A 3,159-nucleotide genomic window follows, 5' to 3' on the forward strand; every position below is an offset into this window, starting at 1 on the left:
AAGCCGGTCGGCACCGTCTGGTTCGCCTGGGCGGATCGCTCGGGCCGTCACCACTCCCTGCTCGCCCGTTTCGATGGGGATCGCCATCAGGTGCGCCAGCAGGCGGTCAGACAGGCCTTGTCCGGGCTCCTGGCACTGCTCAAATAAATTGGGCTTGATACTGTATGCATAAACAGTATACTTAGCCCAACTTCACTTCTTATTCACGATTCCCAGCGGAGATTGGCATGGATCAGAACAAACAGAAGGCACTGGCGGCTGCGCTGGGCCAGATCGAAAAGCAGTTTGGCAAAGGCTCCATCATGCGTCTGGGCGACAGCAAGACCATGGATATTGAAGCCATCTCCACCGGCTCTCTCTCTCTGGACGTGGCGCTGGGGATCGGTGGTCTGCCGTGCGGTCGTATCGTCGAGATCTACGGTCCGGAATCCTCCGGTAAAACTACGCTGACCCTGCAGGTGATCGCCGAAGCCCAGAAGAAGGGCAAGACCTGTGCCTTCGTCGATGCGGAGCACGCACTGGATCCTATCTATGCCGCCAAGCTGGGCGTCAACGTCGACGACCTGCTCATCTCCCAGCCGGATACCGGTGAACAGGCACTGGAGATTTGCGACATGCTGGTGCGCTCCAATGCCGTCGACGTCATCATCGTCGACTCCGTGGCTGCCCTGACCCCGAAAGCGGAAATCGAAGGGGAGATGGGTGACTCCCACGTCGGCCTGCAGGCTCGTCTGATGTCCCAGGCGCTGCGTAAATTGACCGCCAACATCAAGAACGCCAACTGCCTGTGCATCTTCATCAACCAGATCCGGATGAAGATTGGTGTCATGTTCGGCAGCCCGGAGACCACCACCGGTGGTAACGCTCTGAAGTTTTACGCCTCCGTGCGCCTGGACATCCGTCGTACCGGCGCCATCAAGGAAGGGGACGAGGTGGTCGGCAACGAAACCCGCGTCAAGGTCGTCAAGAACAAGGTGGCGCCACCCTTCAAGCAGGCTGAGTTCCAGATCTTCTATGGTGCCGGTATCTCCAAGGAGGGCGAGCTGGTGGATCTCGGCGTCAAGCACAAGCTGATCGACAAGGCGGGGGCCTGGTACAGCTACAACGGCGAAAAGATCGGCCAGGGCAAAGCCAACGTGATGAAGCTCTTCTCCGAAAACAAGGCACTGGCTGCCGAGGTGGAAGTGAAGCTGCGCGAGCTGCTGCTCTCCGGCGCTGCGCCGGTGGAAGAGAAGGCCACGGCTGCAGAATACGACGAGTTTGAAGCCGAAAACGAACAAGAGTTCGAATAAGGAATGAGGAAAGGCCGGGTTGATACCCGGCCTTGTTGTTTATGGTGGATGAATCAGTGAACGAAACGGGCGAGCCCGTCGAATTGACCTTTGAAGAGCTGGTCGCCGCCGCCCGCGCCTTTGCCATGCGCAGTCTTGCTCGCCGCGAAAGTGCGGAGTCCGAGCTGGCCAGACGCCTGCGTCAGAAGGGATTCGAGGAGGAGGTGGTCGCCGTTGTGCTCGACCATTGCCGTGGCTATGGCTGGGTCAATGACTATCGTTACGGTGCCATGGCGGTGCGGGCTGGTGCGGCCAAAGGCCATGGTCCGCTCAGGATCCGTTTCGACCTGCGCCGCAAGGGGCTGGATGACACCCAGATCGAGGCGGCCCTGGATCAACCCGAGCTCGACTGGTTCGAACTGGCGCTTGCGTTGTTGTCGCGTCGGGCAAAGGCGACCGACCTTGCCGACTTCAAACTGCGCATGAAGTGGCTCAAATATCTGATGGGGCGTGGTTTTACCCAGGAACAAGCCCGTTACGCCCTCTCAGCCATGCAAGGCGAGCAATAGTGGCGCACCGAGGCTGGACCTATGGGCAGGATTTCCCTTGGTGTGCGGTGCGGCTGGTGGGGAATATCAGCCCTTCGCCGGGTCTGTCAATGGTGGCCCTGTGGTCGAGCGAGGCATCCCGAAGCCCCCCTGTTGCGACGTGCTTGCGGGTGCTGCTGCCAAACGCTGGCCCCTTGGGGGCTATTTCACCCGCCAAGGGTCCCCACGTTTTACTTTACCCTGCAGAAAACTTACATTAATGCGGTTAAAAGTCCGTATTCGAATCAAGCAGGATTTTCCATGTACATGTCCACGTCAGAGATTCGCGCTGCGTTTCTCGAGTATTTCCGCACCCAGGGACACCAGGTTGTCTCTTCCAGCTCGCTGGTACCGCACAACGATCCGACCCTGCTGTTCACCAACGCAGGGATGAACCAGTTCAAGGACGTGTTCCTTGGCGCCGACAAGCGTGCCTATCACCGTGCCACCACGGCCCAGCGTTGCGTGCGGGCTGGCGGCAAGCACAATGACCTGGAAAACGTCGGCTATACCGCCCGTCACCACACCTTCTTCGAGATGCTGGGCAACTTCAGCTTCGGTGACTACTTCAAACAGGACGCCATCCGGTTTGCATGGGAATTCCTGACCGGTACCCTCAAGCTGCCCAAAGAGCGCCTGTTGGTGACCGTCTACGCGACTGACGACGAAGCCTTCGACATCTGGGAAAAAGAGGTCGGCGTGCCGGCCGATCGCATCGTGCGCATCGGTGACAACAAGGGTGCTCCTTATGCATCCGACAACTTCTGGGCCATGGGCGATACCGGCCCATGTGGTCCCTGCACAGAGATCTTCTACGACCACGGCGATCACATCTGGGGTGGCCCTCCCGGTTCACCGGAAGAGGATGGCGACCGCTTCATCGAGATCTGGAACGTGGTCTTCATGCAGTTCAACCGTCAGGCTGACGGCACCATGGAGCCGCTGCCCCGTCCGTCCGTGGATACCGGCATGGGTCTGGAGCGTATCTCCGCCATCATGCAGGGAGTGCACTCCAACTATGAGATCGACATCTTCCAGGCGTTGATCAAGAAGGCGGCCGAGATCGTCGGCACCACGGATCTGAGCAACCAGTCCCTGCGCGTCATCGCGGACCACATCCGTTCCTGCGCCTTCCTGGTGGCTGACGGTGTCATGCCCTCCAATGAAGGTCGCGGCTACGTGCTGCGCCGCATCATCCGCCGCGCCGTGCGTCACGGCCGCAAGCTGGGTGCTACCGACGTCTTCTTCTACAAGCTGGCTGCCGAGCTGGCCGTGCAGATGAAGGATGTGGCGGCAGAACT

Annotated in this window: 4 protein-coding genes; all 4 read left to right on the forward strand. The window is 59.6% G+C overall.

The genetic code is table 11. The features are described 5' to 3' along the window. On the forward strand, positions 1 to 147 hold a 147-nt coding region (locus AACR77_RS23090), incomplete at its 5' end, for a CinA family protein (RefSeq protein WP_231563124.1). Positions 148 to 227: 80 nt separating this feature from the next. Further along, on the forward strand, positions 228 to 1,292 hold the full coding sequence (recA, locus tag AACR77_RS01850; RefSeq protein WP_010672819.1) for a recombinase RecA: 1,065 nt from the start codon (positions 228 to 230) through the stop codon (positions 1,290 to 1,292). Positions 1,293 to 1,333: 41 nt separating this feature from the next. Beyond that, a complete protein-coding gene (locus AACR77_RS01855) occupies positions 1,334 to 1,840 on the forward strand; it encodes a regulatory protein RecX (protein ID WP_042879418.1) in 507 nt (168 codons plus the stop codon). Between the two features lie 279 nt (positions 1,841 to 2,119). Further along, the coding region (alaS, locus tag AACR77_RS01860) for an alanine--tRNA ligase (RefSeq protein WP_042879419.1) at positions 2,120 to 3,159 on the forward strand (1,040 nt) is incomplete at its 3' end.

Source organism: Aeromonas sp. ZOR0002, from assembly GCF_963866995.1.
In the GTDB taxonomy this organism is placed as follows: Bacteria; Pseudomonadota; Gammaproteobacteria; order Enterobacterales; family Aeromonadaceae; genus Aeromonas; species Aeromonas caviae.

Excerpts from the sequence above, each read along its gene's own strand:
- recA (WP_010672819.1), top strand. The coding sequence starts at position 228 with ATGGATCAGAACAAACAGAAGGCACTGGCGGCTGCGCTGGGCCAGATC.
- AACR77_RS01855 (WP_042879418.1), top strand. The coding sequence starts at position 1,334 with ATGGTGGATGAATCAGTGAACGAAACGGGCGAGCCCGTCGAATTGACC.